Origin of the sequence: Bifidobacterium pseudolongum subsp. globosum, assembly GCF_000741295.1 — a bacterium.
Classification (GTDB): domain Bacteria; phylum Actinomycetota; class Actinomycetes; order Actinomycetales; family Bifidobacteriaceae; genus Bifidobacterium; species Bifidobacterium globosum.
The window spans coordinates 136,134-154,128 of the sequence record NZ_JGZG01000002.1 but is presented as its reverse complement, the minus strand read 5'-3'; the positions used below and the strand labels follow the sequence as shown (position 1 = coordinate 154,128).

At 62.8% G+C, this 17,995-nt stretch carries 16 protein-coding genes, 1 tRNA gene and 1 pseudogene; 12 read left to right on the top strand and 6 right to left on the bottom strand.

Annotated elements, in window-relative coordinates; all coding sequences use genetic code 11:
* Position 1 precedes the first annotated feature (1 nt).
* The 10 genes from pulA (at position 2) to BPSG_RS01580 (ending at position 12,917) form a co-directional block, all read left to right on the top strand.
* Complete coding sequence (pulA, locus tag BPSG_RS01625) at positions 2-2,053, top strand: type I pullulanase (protein ID WP_033502359.1); 2,052 nt, start codon at positions 2-4, stop codon at positions 2,051-2,053.
* Between the two features lie 28 nt (positions 2,054-2,081).
* Positions 2,082-2,855: an HAD family hydrolase gene (locus tag BPSG_RS01620; protein WP_051592117.1), complete on the top strand. Its 774-nt coding sequence runs from the start codon at positions 2,082-2,084 to the stop codon at positions 2,853-2,855.
* A gap of 43 nt (positions 2,856-2,898) precedes the next feature.
* The gene (locus BPSG_RS01615) at positions 2,899-3,663 is read left to right on the top strand and encodes a TraX family protein (protein WP_026644122.1); all 765 of its coding nucleotides are present in this window, start codon (positions 2,899-2,901) and stop codon (positions 3,661-3,663) included.
* A gap of 50 nt (positions 3,664-3,713) precedes the next feature.
* Entirely contained in the window at positions 3,714-4,754 is a 1,041-nt protein-coding gene (locus tag BPSG_RS01610) for a LacI family DNA-binding transcriptional regulator (RefSeq protein WP_026644121.1), read from the top strand.
* A gap of 435 nt (positions 4,755-5,189) precedes the next feature.
* A complete protein-coding gene (dnaK, locus tag BPSG_RS01605; RefSeq protein ID WP_026644120.1) occupies positions 5,190-7,052 on the top strand; it encodes a molecular chaperone DnaK in 1,863 nt (620 codons plus the stop codon).
* Positions 7,052-7,705, top strand: a complete 654-nt coding sequence (grpE, locus tag BPSG_RS01600) for a nucleotide exchange factor GrpE (RefSeq protein WP_026644119.1) — start codon at positions 7,052-7,054, stop codon at positions 7,703-7,705. The genes dnaK and grpE overlap by 1 nt, the downstream gene beginning before the upstream one ends.
* Positions 7,706-7,832: 127 nt before the next feature.
* A complete protein-coding gene (locus BPSG_RS01595; protein WP_026644118.1) occupies positions 7,833-8,876 on the top strand; it encodes a DnaJ C-terminal domain-containing protein in 1,044 nt (347 codons plus the stop codon).
* 4 nt (positions 8,877-8,880) lie between these two features.
* A complete protein-coding gene (locus tag BPSG_RS01590) occupies positions 8,881-9,444 on the top strand; it encodes a heat shock protein transcriptional repressor HspR (protein WP_026644117.1) in 564 nt (187 codons plus the stop codon).
* Between the two features lie 181 nt (positions 9,445-9,625).
* The gene (locus BPSG_RS01585) at positions 9,626-10,348 is read left to right on the top strand and encodes an HAD family hydrolase (protein ID WP_051592119.1); all 723 of its coding nucleotides are present in this window, start codon (positions 9,626-9,628) and stop codon (positions 10,346-10,348) included.
* Between the two features lie 229 nt (positions 10,349-10,577).
* Positions 10,578-12,917: a glycoside hydrolase family 3 N-terminal domain-containing protein gene (locus tag BPSG_RS01580; RefSeq protein ID WP_026644115.1), complete on the top strand. Its 2,340-nt coding sequence runs from the start codon at positions 10,578-10,580 to the stop codon at positions 12,915-12,917.
* 127 nt (positions 12,918-13,044) lie between these two features.
* Here BPSG_RS01580 and BPSG_RS01575 read toward each other — a convergent pair whose 3' ends face one another.
* Both BPSG_RS01575 and BPSG_RS01570 read right to left on the bottom strand, forming a co-directional pair.
* A complete protein-coding gene (locus BPSG_RS01575) occupies positions 13,045-13,518 on the bottom strand; it encodes a flavodoxin (protein WP_051592116.1) in 474 nt (157 codons plus the stop codon).
* An 869-nt stretch (positions 13,519-14,387) separates the two neighbouring features.
* Positions 14,388-14,460: transfer RNA gene (locus BPSG_RS01570), tRNA-Ala, on the bottom strand.
* A 307-nt stretch (positions 14,461-14,767) separates the two neighbouring features.
* On the opposite strand from BPSG_RS01570, the gene BPSG_RS01565 reads away from it, so the two are divergent.
* Complete coding sequence (locus tag BPSG_RS01565) at positions 14,768-15,250, top strand: LacI family DNA-binding transcriptional regulator (RefSeq protein WP_051592115.1); 483 nt, start codon at positions 14,768-14,770, stop codon at positions 15,248-15,250.
* A pseudogene (locus tag BPSG_RS01560) lies at positions 15,178-15,396 on the top strand (hypothetical protein); the annotation flags it as partial. The gene BPSG_RS01565 and the pseudogene BPSG_RS01560, both read left to right, overlap by 73 nt.
* Positions 15,397-15,585: 189 nt before the next feature.
* On the opposite strand, the gene BPSG_RS01555 reads toward BPSG_RS01560, so the two are convergent.
* From BPSG_RS01555 to BPSG_RS08385, 4 genes are all read right to left on the bottom strand, one after another.
* Entirely contained in the window at positions 15,586-16,137 is a 552-nt protein-coding gene (locus BPSG_RS01555) for a GtrA family protein (protein WP_026644112.1), read from the bottom strand.
* Between the two features lie 55 nt (positions 16,138-16,192).
* The gene (locus tag BPSG_RS01550; protein ID WP_026644111.1) at positions 16,193-16,918 is read right to left on the bottom strand and encodes a DedA family protein; all 726 of its coding nucleotides are present in this window, start codon (positions 16,916-16,918) and stop codon (positions 16,193-16,195) included.
* Between the two features lie 76 nt (positions 16,919-16,994).
* On the bottom strand, positions 16,995-17,474 hold the full coding sequence (locus BPSG_RS01545) for a YesL family protein (RefSeq protein WP_129865824.1): 480 nt from the start codon (positions 17,472-17,474) through the stop codon (positions 16,995-16,997).
* Positions 17,399-17,923 (bottom strand): TetR/AcrR family transcriptional regulator, encoded by a 525-nt coding sequence (locus tag BPSG_RS08385; protein WP_080699285.1) that lies wholly within the window; start codon positions 17,921-17,923, stop codon positions 17,399-17,401. The genes BPSG_RS01545 and BPSG_RS08385 overlap by 76 nt, the downstream gene beginning before the upstream one ends.
* Positions 17,924-17,995: the final 72 nt, after the last annotated feature.

Here is a 17,995-nt window from a genome sequence, read left to right as displayed (position 1 = left end):
CATGATCCAGGCATTCGAGCCTCTGTCCGAAGGACTGGAGCCGGGTGTCGCAGAACCGTTCCCGCTGTGTCTGGAACGCCAACTGGGTGCCGAGGTCACTGAATCCGGCACCCAGTTCGCTCTCTGGGCACCTTCGGCGCAGGCTGTGACGCTGAGGCTGTTCACATGCGGTTCGCAGCAGCAGACCGGCGACCGGCTCATCGAGTCCGTTGCCATGCAGTTGCAGGACGATGGCGCATGGACCGCCGCGTTCGACCGCAATCTGGACGGCGTGTACTACGACTTCATCGTCGACTTCGCCGACGGCGCCTCGTTCCGCTCGGCCGACCCATGGGCCCGTGCGGCCGGCATCAACGGCCGGCGCAGCATGGTCGTGGACCTGCCGCGCACCAATCCGGAAGGCTGGGCCGACGACGAGCGCCCGCGCACACCGCTGAGCGAGACGATGGTGTGGGAGGCCCATGTGGGCTCCTTCAGCAACAACCCACACGGCGGCTTCCCGAAGGAGCATCAGGGCAAGTACCTCGCGTTCACTGACACCGGGACCTCGCTCGACGGCGACGGCACGTTCCCCACCGGCATCGCCTACCTCAAGAGGCTCGGCGTGACCGCGGTGCAGCTGCTGCCGTTCTACGACTACGGTTCGGTCGACGAATCCGACGCCCGCCAGTTCAACTGGGGCTACGATCCGCTCAATTACAACGTGCCGGAAGGTTCGTTCTCGACCGACCCATACGACGGCGCTGTACGCATCACCGAATGCAAGCGCATGATCCAGTCGCTGCACGCGGCCGGGTTCAAGGTGATCATGGACGTGGTCTACAACCACATGTATTCGGCTGACAACTGGTTCGAACGCACGGTGCCCGGCTACTTCATGCGCCGCAACGAAGACGGCACGCTGTCCAACGGCTCCGGCTGCGGCGACGACATGGCCACCGAGCGTGAGATGTTCCGCCGGTTCATTGTGGAATCCGTGACCTACTGGGCGCGCGAATACCACATCGACGGCTTCCGCTTCGACCTCATGGGTCTGATTGATGTGACGACGATGAACGCGATCCGTGCATCGCTTGACGCGCTGCCGGGTGGCCATGAGATCATCATGTACGGCGAGCCGTGGGCCGCCGCTTCGACCGCGACGCTCGCCGGCACCGATCTGGCCGACAAGCAGGGCCTGCGCCTGCTCGACCCGCGCATCGGCCACTTCTGCGACCGCACGCGCGACGCGATCAAAGGCCACGTGTTCTACAGCGAACTCAAAGGTTACGTGAACGGCGACGCCCACACGAACAAGCCGCTCATCGAGCTGGCGGCCGACGCATGGCGCGCGCCGGAGACGAACGAAGGCAACGCCGGTCAGATCGTGCAGTATGTTTCGGCACACGACGACCTGACGTTGTGGGATAAACTGAGCATGAGCATGTTCGGCGCGGACGACGCGGTCGATCCGCAGGCGTTGTATGAGGCCGAGCCGGGCGAGCAGACGGAGCGCGTGCTCGAGGCGAACAAACTCGCCGCCGGCATCATCTACACCGCCGCCGGCCTGCCGTTCATGCTCTCAGGCGAGGAATACGGCAAGACGAAACACGGCAACGACAATTCGTTCGACTCGGGCAAAGAGGTCAATCAGATCGACTGGGTGCGCGCCGCGCGCATGGGGGATCTGCTCGACTTCTACCGCACGCTCATCGCACTGCGCCGCGCGAACCCCGACTGGTTCAGCACCGAGCACATCGCGGTCGAGGCGCCCGGCGACACCGTGGCGTACCGCGTGCACGACACCGCCGTGCTCATCAATCCCGGGCATAACGACGCCGCACTCGACGCGCGCGCGATCGAGCAGGCATATGCCGACGACGCGCACGACGACCTGCCCGCCGCGCCCTCCGGCACGCAGTCCGCACAGCCGCAGGCCTGGACGTGCGTGCTCGACTCGACGAGCGCCGACCCCGCGCGTCCGACGCTCGCGGCGGTGCGGCCGGACGGCGTGTTCCCGATGCCCGCGCGCGCACTGACCATCTGGAAGCGCACACCAAACACCGGCGCATGAGCTGCGACACTGACTGGAGTTGATAGCGATGACCGCGAACCGTTACCCTGTGGTGCTGTTCGATCTGTACGGCACTTTGGTGGACATCCACACGGATGAGCAATCCGAGGACGCCTGGACCGCGTTGCGCGCCGCACTGTACCGGGAGGGTGCGGAATACCCGACGAACGGGCGCTTGCGCGAGCAGTTCGCGCGCGAAGTGGTGCGCGCGAACGCCCGCCGCGACCGCGGCGACTGGTTCGAGCCGGATCTGCTGCCCGCGTACCGCGCGCTGTTCCGCGCGTGCTGGGTGGACGGCACGCTCGACCAGGCGCGCCGCGCCGCATGGACGTTCCGGCGCGCCTCGACGTCGAAGCTGCGGCTGTTCCCCGGGGCGAAGGACCTGCTGCACACGCTCAAGGACGAAGGGCGGCGCGTCGTGCTCGTCAGCAACGCGCAGGCGAGCTACACGCGGCCCGAACTCAAGCTGCTCGGGCTCGACGACATGTTCGACGATGTGCTCATCTCGAGCGACGAAGGCATACGCAAGCCGTCGGTCGAAATCTTCCGCCACGCGCTCATCCGCGAGGAAGTCGAGTCCGATCACGCGCTGATGGTGGGCAATGACGAGGCGAGCGACATCTTTGGCGCCGCGCAGGCCGGCATCGACGCGGTCTACCTGCACACCGACGACAACACGGGCGGAGAGACCGCCGACCAGGCCGTCGCGTCGTTCGAAGGCGCCGACTATCAGGGCCTGCTCGACTACATCCATAAGGCCGAAGCCGAAGCATCCGGGGCCAACGGAATGGGGCAAGCGTGACGAAGCCATGCCCGGCATGCCGGATAACTACAGGAAGTGAAAGATGGACGAATACGCGAAGTACCTCGAAGAGAAGAAAGCGAAGCCGAAAGGCCTGTCGACGTTCAAGCTGAAAGTGATTGGCGATGTGCTCATGTTCCTGTCCGCGGCGAGCATGACCCTCGTGCCGAGGTTCCTTGGCGCACCCTCGACCGACGACATGGGTGTGCTCACCGTGGTCGTGCTATGCGAGGCGATCTCGTGGGTGGCCATCCCGATCTACGCGTGGCTGCTGTACATGGGCTTCGACAGGACCCGAAGCTGGTTCAAATACGGCATGCGCCTGTTCATCCTCGCGCTCGTGTGCGAAGTGCCGTACGACATGGTCACCTTCGGCCCCGACCACCTCTTCGACTTCCGCTCGCAGAACCCGGTGTTCGGCCTTGTGGTGGCGCTTGTGGTGATGGTGCTACTCGACGCCGTGGAAGACCTGAAGACCGGGGTGCGCGTCACGCTTTCGGTGCTCCTCGTGATCATCGGCCTGCTGTGGGACGTGCTCCTGCGCGTCGGGCAAAGCCAGGCGATTCTCAACATCGGCTCGCTCACGTTGGGCTTCTGCGTCATCTACTACTACCTGCACCGGCGCGAGAACACGATGATGCTCACCGCCGCGACACTGGGCGCCGTCTCGGGCATCGCCCCCGGCTTCGGCGTCGCGTTCCTGCACTACCGCAATGGAGAGCTCGGCTACCGCCACTTCTGGACGTCATGGGTGTTCTACGTGGTCTACCCGGCCATCCTCCTCGCCTGCGCATGCATGGCGCTCTGATTCCAACCATCCAACGTAACTGACCAATTTCACCACCAAGGGGGGCAATCGTGCACAAGAAAGGCATTCGTGAAGTAGCGCATATCGCCGGCGTGTCGATTTCCACGGTTTCCCGTGCGTTCACTCGCCCGGAGCTCGTCTCCGAAAAAACACGTGAACGGGTTATGGAAGCGGCATCGATGCTCGACTTCAATATCTCCCGTTCCGCGACCGCGCTCAAATCGGGGCAGACGTTCCGCGTGGCGCTGTTGATGAACGAAGAGGTGACGAGCTGGTTCAACACCCAGGTCTTCACCGGCCTCAATTCGGTGCTGCACGACGCGGGGTACGACATCTCGCTGTTCCAGCACATCGACGACGCGAAGAACCGCGAATCGTTCTTTGTGAACCTGCCGGTGCTGCGCAACGTAGACGCCGTGTTCGTGGCGTCGTTCGCGATCGAGCCGAACGAGGTCGAGCAGCTGCGGCGCACGCATGTGCCGATCATCGGCATCAACACGCCGTCGAGCAGCGCGTTCGACGCCTCGATCAGCATCGACGACGAAGCGGGCATGTTCCGCGCGGCACAGCACATGATCAACCTGGGCCACCACAAGATCGTCTACACATGCTCCGCCGCCGAGGAGTCGCTCGAAGCGTCGATCGACGCGCGCGGGCGCGGGTTCGTGCGCGCGTGCGAGGCGGCTGAAGGCACGCACGACATCGATTGGAAGGTGCTTTCGGTGCCGCGCGGCCGCGATTTCGCGGATGCCGCGCTCGCCGCCGTGCTGTCCGAGGAGACATTCCCCGACGCGATCTGCTGCCAGATGGACATGATGGCGATTCCGCTGATCATCAAACTGCAGCGGCACGGGTACTATTCGCCGCGCGATTATTCGATCATTGGTTTCGACGACAGCTCATATGCGGATACGGTCGATTTGACCACCATCCGGCAGGACCCGTTCGCGATGGGTGCGACCGCCGCGAAGAAGGGCCTCAAGCTGTTGCGCGGCGAGCCACTCGATGAGCCGCATTCGATTGTGGAACCGCGCCTCGTGCTGCGCGGCACCGATGCTCGCTTGGAGCCAGACAGGCCGCTCGAGCGGTAAGCGTGGCTCTCCGCGACAGTCGTCTGATTGGGTAGACGGATATCGCGGATAGCGGCATAGATGATGACGTCCGTCGGAATGGCTCTGACGGACGTCATGCTTTTTGGGGGTGCTGCATGACGTTCGTCTGTGCTGCCTTGACGAACGTCATGTTTTGCGCCAGTCCGGTATCAACCTACGCTGAGTGTTGGCTGAAACGCCGCCTCAACAGTCTGTTTGAGGCGGCGTTTTTGTTGGGATTCCGCGGTTCCGGGAATTATGGAGAAAATCTTTTCCGCAGCGGGAATAAAGTTTGACATCCAATAGTTGAGTGATGTAGGCTCAAGTTTTGGAAGGTCCAAGAAGGCCGCCCACGCGAGAGTGAGGGCAGCGCGCCTGACGGGACTTGAGCAAGCATTGTTAATGAATAAGCGAACCTAACAAAGGAGAACAAGTATGGGACGCGCAGTTGGTATTGATTTGGGTACCACCAATTCCTGCATCGCAACGCTGGAAGGTGGCGAACCCACCGTTATCGTGAACGCCGAAGGATCGCGCACCACCCCGTCGGTGGTGGCCTTCAGCAAGTCCGGCGAGATCCTCGTCGGCGAAGTGGCCAAGCGCCAGGCCGTGACGAACGTCGACCGCACCATCAGCTCGGTCAAGCGCCACATGGGCACTGACTGGACCGTGGACATCGACGGCAAGGAATGGACGCCGCAGGAGATTTCCGCACAGATCCTGATGAAGCTCAAGCGCGACGCCGAAGCGTACTTGGGTGAGCCGGTCACCGACGCCGTCATCACCTGCCCTGCGTACTTCAACGACGCCCAGCGCCAGGCCACCAAGGACGCCGGCACGATCGCAGGCCTCAACGTGCTGCGTATCATCAACGAGCCGACCGCCGCGGCTCTGGCCTACGGTCTGGAGAAGGGCAAGGAAGACGAACGCATCCTGGTCTTCGACCTCGGTGGCGGCACCTTCGATGTCTCGCTGCTGGAGATCGGCAAGGACGACGACGGCTTCTCGACGATCCAGGTGCAGGCCACGAGCGGCGACAACCACCTTGGTGGCGACGATTGGGACCAGCGCATCATCGACTGGCTCGTCGGCGAAGTCAAGAACAAGTACGGCGTCGACCTGAGCAAGGACAAGATCGCCCTGCAGCGTCTGAAGGAAGCCGCGGAGCAGGCGAAGAAGGAACTGTCTTCGTCCATGTCCACCACAATCAACATGCAGTACCTGGCCATGACCCCTGACGGCACGCCTGTGCACCTCGACGAGACGCTCACGCGCGCCCACTTCGAGGAAATGACGAAGGACCTGCTCGACCGCTGCCGCACGCCGTTCAACAACGTGCTCGCGGACGCCGGCATCTCCGTCTCGCAGATCGACCATGTCGTGCTCGTCGGTGGCTCGACGCGTATGCCGGCCGTCAAGGACCTCGTCAAGGAACTCGATGGTGGCAAGGAACCGAACCAGTCCGTGAACCCGGATGAGGTTGTGGCCATCGGCGCGGCCGTGCAGTCGGGCGTCATCAAGGGCGACCGCAAGGACGTCCTGCTGATCGACGTGACCCCGCTTTCGCTCGGCATCGAGACCAAGGGCGGCATCATGACGAAGCTCATCGAGCGCAACACCGCCATCCCGGCGAAGCGTTCCGAGATCTTCTCGACGGCCGAGGACAACCAGCCGTCCGTGCTCATCCAGGTCTATCAGGGCGAACGTGAATTCGCGCGCGACAACAAGCCGCTCGGCACGTTCGAACTGACCGGCATCGCGCCGGCGCCGCGTGGCGTCCCGCAGATCGAGGTCACCTTCGACATCGACGCCAACGGCATTGTGCACGTCTCCGCGAAGGACAAGGGCACCGGCAAGGAGCAGTCGATGACGATCACCGGCGGTTCCGCACTGCCGAAGGACGAGATCGACCGCATGGTGCGTGATGCCGAGGCCCATGAAGCCGACGACAAGAAGCGCAAGGAAGAGGCCGAGACCCGCAACCAGGCCGAGGCGTTTGCCTACCAGACCGAGAAGCTCGTCAACGACAACAAGGACAAGCTGTCCGACGACGTCGCGAAGGAAGTCACCGACGCGGTCAACGAACTCAAGGACGCGCTCAAGGGCGACGACATTGAGAAGATCAAGGCCGACCAGGAGAAGCTCATGACGGCCGCGCAGAAGATCGGTCAGGCGCTGTACGCGCAGCAGGGCGCTGAAGGCGCGGCCGCCGCGGGCGATCAGGGCGCCGCCAACAACGGTGGCGACGACGACGTGGTGGACGCCGAGGTCGTGGACGACGACAAGGACAACAAGTAATGTCCGAATTCAACAAGGACGATTACCTCAACGACCTGCCTGACGCCGACGAACTCGCGGCCGGGCAGGTCGCCCCTGAGGGGGACGCCGATCAGGCGGAACCCGAATCGAACAACGATGCGCAGTCCAGTGAGGCGCAAGGCGAGCAGCAGCCGAACGAAGAACCGGCCACGCCCGAAGAGGGCGAAGAGGCGGACTCGGAGGATGGCAAGCTGACCCCGCTTGGCCAGGCCAAGAAAGAGGCCGCTGAATACCTCGAGGCGTTGCAGCGCGAGCGTGCGGAGTTCATCAACTACCGCAACCGCACCAAGAAAGACATGGAGCGTGCCCGCCAGCAGGGCATCATCGATGTGCTTGCGGCGGAGCTGCCCGCGCTCGACGACATTGACCGCATCCGCGAACACGGTGGCGAGATGGACGAATCGTTCCAGGCCGTCGCCGCGAAGATCGACAAGGCCTTCGAGAAGTTCGGCGTGGAGAAGTTCGGCGTGAAAGGCGAGGATTTCGATCCGACCCGCCACGACGCCATCCTGCACAAGCCGGATCCGCAGGCCGAGAAAGCGACCGTGGACACCGTGGCCGAGGCGGGGTACCGCATCGGCGACCGCGTAATCCGCGCGGCGCGCGTGGTGGTCGCCTCACCGCAGGAGTGACGACTGCCGCACATGCAGGCGAGCGTGGCCGTGGACCGCATTCGATTCCGGTCCACGGCCACGCTCGCGTATACACAGACTTACAACGACCAACAGTGCAACATAAGACCTCGAAAGGAGGCACAATATGGCTGAGAATGAATGGCTGAACAAAGACTTCTACAAGACCCTCGGTGTCTCCAAAGACGCCACGGAAAGCGAAATCACCAAGGCGTACCGCAAACTCGCGCGCAAGTACCACCCCGACATCAACAAGACGAAGGAAGGCGAGGAGAAGTTCAAGGACATCTCCGAAGCGTACGACGTGCTCAAAGACAAGGATTCGCGTGAGAAGTACGACGCGATTCGCCAGTTCGGCATGGGCGGCGCCCGCTTCGCCGGTGGCGCCGGTGGCGGCGGCTTCGACGGCGCCGATTTCTCCGACATCTTCGGTTCGATGTTCGGTGGCGGCGCCGGCGGCAACGGCTCGCATATCCGTTTCTCCACGAATGGCGGCGCGTCGAACCTCAACGACATCTTCTCGATGTTCGGTGGCGGTGCCGGCGGTGGCGAAGGCTTCGGCCGCGGCTATGGCTATGACGATTACGGCGAGGGCGCCTACCAAGGCTACCGCCCGACCCCGGTGCCGGAGGACGGTGGCGACCTGAACTCGAAGATCACGCTGACATTCCGCCAGGCGGTCAAGGGTGCCACGGTCTCGCTCAAGGCCAACGGCAAGAAGTTCAAGACGCGTGTTCCGGCCGGCGTGAAGAACGGCCAGAAGATCCGCCTCGCCGGCAAGGGCAAGCCCGGCAAGCACGGCGGCAAGACCGGCGACATGTATCTGCAGGTCACCGTGACGGAAGATCCCAAGTTCACGATGGACGGCGTCGATCTGGTCATGGACCTGCCGATCACCGTGGGCGAAGCGGTCGACGGCGCGAAGGTCACCGCGAAAGACATGGACGGCGAACAGGTCACCTTCAAGGTGCATGCCGGCGCTTCGAGCGGAGACGAAGTGCGCATCTCGGGCAAGGGCGTGCAGACGCCGCGCAAGACGGGCGACCTTGTGGGACGCGTACAGATTCGCGTGCCGAAGAAGCCGAGCATGCATGAGAAGCATGCGGCAAAGGAGTTCGACAAGATGTGCGGTGATTTCGCCGCCGACATCGCGAACGAGCGGGAGGCCTGATCCGATGTCGCGCATGGAACAGCAGAAACGCAGGCTGTACGAGATGTGCGCGATGGCGATTGTGGCCGGGCGAGCTGATCTCGATGGCGCGTCGCGCGTCGGTTTCGACATCGACCTGCCCGTGTTCAGTGTGGGGCGTGCGGCCGAGCTCGCCGCCGTGCACCCACAGACACTTCGGCAATACGACCGCAGCGGGCTCGTGGTGCCGCAGCGCACCGGCGGCGGCGCGCGCCGGTACTCGCTGCGCGATGTGGACCGCCTGATCCAGGCGCAGCGCATGAGTCAGCGGGACGGCATCAATCTGACGGGCATCGCGCGCATCCTCAATCTGGAGGAAGAGAACCGCCAGCTGCGCCGGCAGTTGCGGGCCGCGCGCGCGGATGACCGTGTGAGCGTCTTCACGGCGGACATGGACGGACGGATCACCGAGATGCGCCGCTGCCGGCGCGCACGGCATTGGAGGCACCGGCTCCAGACACAGACGCGTGAGCTGGCGGCGGGCGCAAGCTACCGGCCGGCGGAGGCGCACTCCAAGTCGGTTGTGCTTTGGCGCACGAATCACCGCTGACGCAGCGCCCGACGCCGATAATGCCGGCCGGAACCGGTCATGGGTTCCGGCCGGCATCTTTTTGCAATGGACAACGTGCCGGCGGACACACGCGGATTCGGCTGCGCTCAGTGCAGCGGGTATCGTGGGCAACGACGATATCCACGTGGTGAGCATGGCGACAATGGCGAAAGAGGCGCGCATGGGTGTTCAAGGAAACGGAGCTGCCAAGCTCGAGGCGTTGCAGGGTGTGTTCTGGGACATGGACGGCACGCTCATCGATTCCGAGCCGCTGTGGCATGAGGGCGAGCTGCGGCTCGTGCGCGAATACGGCGGCCACTGGACGAAGCAGCTGGCCGAAGGTGGCTCCGGCCGGCCCGTGCCGCAGATCGCGCAGGAGATGGCCGATCTTGGATGTCCTCTGCCGCCCGAGGAGATCGGCCGGCGCATGATCCAATACGTGACCGACGAAGAGAAGAAGCAGCTGCCGTGGATTCCCGGCGTGCGCCGTCTGCTCGAGCAGCTGCGCGATGCGGGCATCCCGTCGATGCTTGTGACGACCTCGCCGCGCGACCTCGCCGAGAACCTTATCGCGCAGGCGCCGGAGGGTGCGTTCGCCGGATATGTGTGCGGCGACGACGATGTGGCGAAGAAGCCCGACCCGGCGCCGTATAAGCTCGCTGCGGCGAAGCTCGGCATCCCAGACGTGCTGCTGCCGTGCTGTGTAGCGTTCGAGGATTCGATGAGCGGGCGCACATCCGCTGCCGCCTCCGGCATGACGACGGTTGTGGTGACGGGGTATCTCGCCGGCGGCTACGTGCCGGGACCGGGGTACACCACAACCGAGAACTACGACGACATCACGCCAGAAGCGCTCAACCGCATGGTGCAGCGCATGTACGACCGTCTCGCGCCGCTCGCGTGAGCGGGGAGCGGCGTTGCTCCAGTCGTTCTCTTCTCCCATACGCCCCTGTTCGCTGTTGCCGTCACTGTTTTCGCTGTTTTCGTCAGGCATTTCGCCGTTTTCGTCACAAAAACGTCGAAAAAATGACAAAAACGGCGAAATGCCTGACGAAAACAGCGAAAACAGGACTATCCTCGGCAATATACTTCGGGAGCAACCGCGTTTGCCGACACTTCGATGAGGAAGAACCATGTTTTCACGAGAATCCAACGCCGATTATCTCAATCCATCACTGCCCATCGCACAGCGTGTGGGTGATTTGCTGGGTCGTATGACGCTTGAGGAGAAGGTCGGGCAGATGATGCAGCTCGACGCGCGCACAGGCGAGCTTGACGAGCTCATCGTCAAACGGCATGTGGGGTCGATCCTGCACACGTCACCCGACAACCTGGTGCGTGCCGCGCAAATCGTGCGCAACGAGACGCGCCTCGGCATCCCGCTGCTCGTCGGCGACGACTGCATCCACGGGTATTCGTTCTGGCCGGGCGCCACGATCTTCCCCTCGCAGCTCGGCATGGCGTGCAGCTGGGACGCGCGGAAAGTGGAGGAAGCCGCGCGCATCACGGCCGAGGAAGTCGCGTGCACCGGGGTGCATTGGACCTTCTCGCCGGTGCTGTGCATCGGGCGTGACACGCGCTGGGGTCGCATCGACGAGACCTTCGGGGAGGACCCGGTACTGATCGGCGAGCTCGCGTCCGCGATGGTGAAGGGATACCAGAAGCGCGCGCAGGCGGGAGACGCTTTCGACGAAGACGCCATCCTTGCATGCGCGAAGCACTTCGCCGGCTATTCGTATACGCAAGGCGGGCGCGACGCCTCCGAGGCCGACTTGACGAAGCGCGCGTTGGAAAGCTGGTTCCTGCCGCCCTTCGAGCGTGTGGCGAAAGAGGGGTGCGCCACGTTCATGCTCGGGTACGAGGCAATCGACGGCACTCCCGTCACCTTCAACAAGTGGCTGCTCAGCGACAAGCTGCGCGGCGAATGGGACTACCATGGCACGTTGGTGACCGACTGGGACAACGTCGGGCGCGCCGTGTGGGAACAGCACATCAAGCCCGATTATGAGACCGCTTCCGCCGATGCCGTCAAGGCAGGCAACGACCTGATCATGACGACGCCCGGATTCTACGAAGGTGCGATCGACGCCGTGAACAGCGGCATGCTTGACGAGTCGCTGATCGATGACGCCGTCGCGCGCTTGCTTACACTCAAGTTCCAGCTCGGGCTGTTCGAAAACCCACGCTTGCCGGACCGCGAGCGCATCTCGGCCACCATCGGCACCGACGCGCACATGCAGGCGAACCTCGAGCTCGCGCGCGAATCCGTTGTGCTGCTACGCAACAACGACGTGCTGCCGCTTTCCATCGCCGATGCCGAGATGCCGCGACGGATCGCGGTCGTGGGGCCGCTCGCCGATGATGCGCAGAACCAGCTGGGAGACTGGGCTGGCAATTCGGGGCAAGTGCCGTGGATGCCCGAGGGGCAGCCGCGTGAGATGGTCACGACGGTGCTCGACGGCGTACGCGAGCTCGCGCCTGACGGTTGCGATGTCGTGGTTGCGCGCGGCGCGAACGTCGTCGAACTGGTCCCCGATCCCGAAGGTGAGTTGTTCCCGGACGGGCAGCCGCGCCCCAACATCGCCGTCGCCGCGCCCCTCGACGAGGCATTGCTTGACGAGGCGGAAGTCGTGGCGCGCAGCGCGGACGCCGTTATCGCGGTCGTCGGAGACGTTGTACAACTGACCGGCGAGACGTGTTCGACGGCGACACTCGAGCTGCTCGGCGGGCAGAATCAATTGCTCGAACGGATGGTGAGTGTTGCACGTGAAACACATAAGCCGCTCGTCGTCGTGCTCATCAGCTCCAAGCCGCAGGTGCTGCCACCGTGCATCATCGGCACGAATGGTGTCATCGTCGACGAGTCCGCCACCGAGGGGCTCGGTGCGTTCCTCTGGGCGGCGAATCCAGGCATGCAGGGCGGGCGCGCGATCGCCGAGATCATCTTCGGCATGACCGACCCGAGCGGGCGTCTGCCGATCACGTTCCCGCGCCATGCCGGGCAGCTGCCGGTCTTCTACAACGAGATTCGCGGGCAGCATGGCGACCGTTACGCGGACCTGACGCAGGACCCGGCGTTCGCGTTTGGCGAGGGGCTTTCGTACACGACCTTCGCATACGGCGAGCCGTGCATCACGAACGGCGCCGAGTTCACTGCGCAAGACGCGGTGCATGTCGAAATCGACCTGACGAACACCGGCGCGCGCACTGGCACGGAAGTCGTGCAGCTGTACATCAGCGACGTGGTGACGTCGTACACATGGGCGTGTAAAGAACTCAAGGACTTTCGGCGCGTCACGCTCGAGCCGGGGGAGACGGCGCGCGTCGCCTTCGACTTGCCGGTGAGCGCGTGCACGATTGTGAACGGCGACGCCGAGCGGATCGTGGAGCCGGGCGAGTTCGAGATCCTCATCGGGCATTCCAGCCGGTACAGCGACCTGCACACGACGATCTTCAACGTTGTGGAGGGGTGATTGGCGCTTCCGGCGCACCGGATATGCCGCACTTGCCGGTTTGGCGGGGCGAGCAGCAGCGCGAAACCGGCAATCGTGGCATTTGACGTTTTGCCGCCACCCGCATCCACGGTGTGCGCATAGGTGTTCAGGACTGCTGCTTGATCCAGTCTTCGACGGTCTGTGTGTTCGCCAATGAACTGAACCGTTGGCCTTCCTTCCAGTCGCCCGTTGTCGCGAGTTTCGCCAGATTGCTCGCACTTGAGCCGAGCGGGGAGCTGGCGGACGTACAGAACGGGATCACGGTTTTGCCGCTGAAATCGTTGGCGCGCACAAAGGCATTCACCGGCCATGCCGCTTCGCCCCACCAGATCGGGTAGCCGATGTACACGGTCGTGTAGCTACTCCAATCAGACACGTCGGTCGTTTTCAACTTCACGTCGCGCAGCGATTCGTCGTCGTGCTCCTTGCTCACGCGGCTATCGGGGTCGCTGTAGTTGAGGTCGTCGCTCGTGTACGACTCGGCCGGCTCAATCTCGAACAGCGTGCCGCCGGTGATGTGACGTTTCCGGCGCTGCCACACCCCGCCATCGAGATGATGGCCGCCACGCCCGCGACGCATGTGAGAAGACGCTTGCCCCACTGCATGGTTTCCTCCCTGGTGTCCCTATGTGTTTTTGTGTATCTCTGTCTCTTGTCTCTGCGCCAGTGCATCTGCCATATTTGCAATGCGTACGACCAGTGTCTCATGCGCGCATTGTGCAAACTAATGTGCATGTGTGCGCAGAATATATGCGCAATCGCAATCTATTCCTGCTGTCGATTTCATATTGCTGCTACGGGTAGTGTTCCCTACGCTACGGGTAGTGCTTTTCTTGCTTACCCCACTCTATAATCCGCTATTTTCCAACGATTGTAGAGGGATGTTATCCGTGCAAGCACTACTCGTAGCGAAGAAGGCACTACCCGTAGCGGAGGAGGTTGGAGCCTGTGCGCGTGTTTCAGACGGAAGTCATGCTTTGGGCTCCGAGGGGTGACAAATCTCGCGGATCTGCAGACGAGCGTCGTGATTGAGATGGTTGTACATGACGAATCTCTGGATTCCGCAGACGAACGTCATGGCATGGGCGGTTATATATGACGAATCTCTGGGGCTGCAGACAGAAGTCATATTCGGGGCCGCGGAGCATGACAATCGTCTGTAATCGTCCGAAATCCCGGGTTATAGGCCAAAAAGTGTGTCTGGAATCGTGCCTTAGGTCTTGTGGCGCATAGGGTTTCATGGGTTCGAAAGTTGGTGGCCTGGCTTTCGCGCCCGGCCAGAATGTGTGTCCGGAATCCTTGTCGGCCCTTACTGCCGCTTGGGTTGACAGCTGTCCGGAAGCACCCGGAGCCGACGGCTGTCGACTGTCAAAACAGCGCCGATTGTAGACCCATGGTGACTGCCGAAAGAAAAAGACCGCTGCGGTGGAATGAATGCAGCGGTCTTCGTGGAGCTGATGGTAATCGAAACCACGACCTCTTCGATGCGAACGAAGCGCTCTACCAACTGAGCTACAGCCCCGTGGATGTTGCTGTGCTCCGCATAGCAACTTGACACAGTCTACTCACATCCGCGAACAAACGCAAATCGACCGCCCGAACAACACTGTTCCGCGTGTCGCGGTGCGACGCCAGACGGCAAAAGCGCCATAGGCGCAGGACATATGTGCGCATTCCGTGCGCATATTTCGATGTATTTCGACAACGGCGCCCGCGCAATGGAACGCATCGTCGAAACCCGCTAATATGGCGCGCATAGTTCACTTGCATTCGGGTGCGCCAGGCGCAATGCGGCGCGGGGCGCATACCCATCATCGAACGGGGTTGGCATGGCCGGTATCAAAGACGTGGCGGCGCGCGCAGGCGTTTCGATAAGCACCGTCTCCTATGTGGTCAGCGGCAAACGCAGGATTGGCGCCGAAACGCAGGCGCGCGTGCGCGCCGCCGCGCTCGAGCTCGGGTACCGCCCGGTGATCGACGCGACCGAACCCGCCTCCGCGCGCGGCACGCATGTGCTTGCGGTGAGCTCGCCGCTGCGCCCGTACACCGACGTGACGAATTACGCGGCGTTCTTCTTCGCGCTCGCCACGGCCGCCAAACGCCACGGCTACGACATCCTGCTGCTGACGCACGAGGCCGGCGATCAGGAACTGCGCCGTGTGGCCGATCGTGGCATGGCGGACGGCGTCTTCCTGCTCGACGTGCTGCTCAGTGATTCGCGCGCGGACATGGCCGGTGCACGCTCGACCGCCAATACATGCTCGGCCCGTCGCTGCTTGTGGCGCCGGTGTTCACCTACGGCGGCGACGTGACGTATTACCTGCCGACCGGCGGCTGGACGAACTGGTTCACCGGCGAGCGCGTGCACAGCGAGCATGGCGTATGGCGCACCGAACGCCATGGGTTTGATTCGGTGCCGCTGTGGGTGCGCGACGGATCGGTGATTGTGACGCGCCCCGACGGCGGCAGTGTGGTCTTCACCGCCCGCCGTGAGGGTGAGGAGATAAAGGTTATGCGTAGTTGAGCGCGCACTTTTTTCGGGTGCTGCAGAAAAGTGTAAGAATGCCGGAAGCGGGTTCGTTGGAATTCCAACGAACCGCTTCCGGCATTCTTACACTTTTTGGGTGGTGAGGAAAAAAGTGGGAGACTACTTCCATCCCTTGGGCGTGTGTTCGATTGACCACATGCCCAGACGGTGCGAGAAGCTGTGCTCCCATTTGGCTTCGAGCTCCTCTTCGCTGAGCACATGGCCTCGCAGGCGGTTCATCGCGTTCGTATGCGTGTCGTCGAGCAGCCACTTGCGGATGATGAAGTTCCAGATGGCCACCACCACCGTGGCGATGAGCTTTCCCACGTTGGTGCGCAGCAGGTATTCGGCGTGCTGCGAAATGAACGCGTCCTTGTTCATGCCGTAGGTGGACAGCCAGATGATTAGGCCATTGATGAACAGGCCGACGACCGCGGAAAAGAGGAAGATCGCCATCTCCATCCACCGCGCCATGTCGGGGCGGTGGCGGAACACGTATTTCATGCTGGCGAAGTAGTTGAAGATGAGCGCGATGGTGAACGATATGGTGGCCGCGATCACATTGTGCATGTGGAACACGCCCACCAGCAGGTTGAGGATGCCCCAGTCGATGAGGAACGCGATGATGCCCACCACGCCGAATTTCAGGATCTGCTCAATCAGTTTTTTCACGCCAACCACTGTACGCAATGGTGTGAACTCGTTGGCCTGTGGAATTCAGCCTCTGTCAGCGCGCGTCGTCCTCAGTGAGGGGCGTCGTCTCCTCTTTGGCGATCACGGCCGCCGACTGCGGCTTCTTCTTGCCGAACTTCGCCTTGATGAGGCCGACCACGGTGGGGATCAGCGAGATGAGCAGGATCGCCACGATCACGAGTTCGAAGTTCTCCTGCACCACCGGGATGCCGCCGAAGAAATAGCCGAGCAGGGTGAACAGCGACGACCACACGAGGCCGCCCAATACGGAGAATGGCGTGAAGCGGCGCCACTGCATGCCCGAAATGCCCGAGATGAACGGCATGAAGGTGCGGATGAACGGGAAGAAACGCCCCAGGAACACGGCGAGCGGGCCCCAGCGGTCGATCATCGTCTCAGTTTTGGCGATGCGCTCGGGCGTCATGGCCTTGACCTTGCCCGATTCGATGATGCGGCGCCCGAAGAAATGCCCGATGAAATAGTTGCACTGGTCGCCGATGATCGGGGCGAGCCACACGACCGGCAGCAGTGCGGCGATCGGCAGCGCGGACTGGCCGGTGGCCGCATCCGGCGCGGCGAAGAAGCCGGCGGCGAACAGCAGCGAGTCGCCGGGCAGGAACGGGAAGAACACCACACCGGTCTCGATGAAGATGATCAGGAAGATGAATCCGAGCGTTGGCGCCACGCCCATCGCGATCCAGCTGGCGATCGCAGCGCGCGGGTCCTTGAGCAGTCCGGCGATGAAATGAAAGAATCCCATGGGGCAAACGTTCCTTATGCGGTGTGACAGTACAGCTGCTACCGCATTCATTCATAGCAAGACTGAGCGACGGGCCTCACATGCCGCTGTTGGCGTTGACGTACGTGGTGCGCTCGACCTCGCCGTAGCCGCCGTACTTGCGAAAGCCCCACAGCAGGATCAATGACTTCGCGTAGAAGACCCAGCTCAGGCCGAAGATGAGCATGAGCACGCGGATGAACGGCACGAACAACGCCAGACTGAGCGCCACGATGTCGACGCCGATCAGGGCGAGCGTGCAGCCGAACGCGCGCCACGGGAACAGCGCGGCGAGCTTCCACTGGCGGGGCAGCGGGTTGGCGAAGCGCGCCTGCAGCGCGAAGATGTATTCGGCGATCACGAGTGTGACGACGGTGGCCGCCACCATGACGATCAGCGGCGCGTATGCCAGGTCGGTGTCCCATGAGGCCCAGAAGCCCAGTCCAAAGAGGACGGCCGCAATCAGCGCGAGCAGCAGCAAACCCGAGATGAAGTCCTGCTTGAACTCCCGCTTGAAACGGCGCAGGTATTCGCGCACCAGATTGATATCGTCGTTCTTGTCGTAGGCGAAGTGAGGCAATAGCGCGGGTAATAGTAGATGCGGTGGCCGTCGGCGTCCACCGCCGACGCGCTGAACGCCGCGAACTCGTTCGACTCCGTCGTGTCGTACCCCTCGGTGAGCACCATGGCCAGCAGGTCCTCTTTCGAGGCGATGTAATGGTAGAGCGCGGCCTCGCTGATGCCGATCTCGTCGGAGATATCCTGCAGCGACATGCCCCAATACCCTTTGACGGCGAGGATCTTCGACGCGGCGCGCAGGATCTGCAGATGGCGTTCCTCCTGCGTCATGCGCTTGCGCTTTTCGAAGCGCTTGGCCGATGTGGTGTCGCGCACGGTCACCTCATGTGAGGCGAGGATCGGCTTGGGCCTGCCCGAAGCGGCGACGCCGTGCTGGTCGAGGATCTGCTGCCATGCTGCGAGGGTCATGTGGATTGGCGTCCTTGTTGGTGGTCGGAGGGGTGGAATCGGCACTGCCATCGTACCTCACGCACGATGGCA